Origin of the sequence: Microvirga antarctica (assembly GCF_017921815.1) — a bacterium.
GTDB classification, from domain to species: Bacteria; Pseudomonadota; Alphaproteobacteria; order Rhizobiales; family Beijerinckiaceae; genus Microvirga; species Microvirga antarctica.
Window position 1 is genome coordinate 1 of the sequence record NZ_JAGEMM010000021.1, and the last position, 409, is coordinate 409.

Here is a 409-nt window from a genome sequence, read left to right on the forward strand (position 1 = left end):
AAACCCTTTCACCCGTCCGTCGGTGGTATAGACCAGCCCGGCGTCAACCAGCCCATCCCGAACGGCGTTATAGACCAGCCCTGGGTCCATCTGTCGTATTTGCGGGCGATCGAGCTGCATTTGGTAGGCTTGCTGAAGGGGCTTCATCCCATCGCTGCGCCCGGCAAATTCCAGATCGAGACCGAGCATCCAGTTGTGGTCAGGATCGTTCTGCCGGACCTGTTCGATTTTTGCCACCATTTGCGAGATGGTGGTGATATTTTCCGACTCGGCGCGTTTGCGCTGCATCGCGAACGCGTAAGTATTGTTCATGTCAGCCGGTTTGAGCCATACCAGGCCCAGCTTCGCATCCAGGCGTTTTACCGTGTCGTAGGTTTCCTGTGGACTCATGCGCTTATCGATACGGTTG

1 pseudogene is annotated in these 409 nt (G+C 56.2%); it reads right to left on the reverse strand.

What is annotated here, in order from left to right:
* A pseudogene (gene osmX, locus J4G32_RS20690) lies at nucleotides 1-409 on the reverse strand (osmoprotectant ABC transporter substrate-binding protein OsmX); the annotation flags it as partial.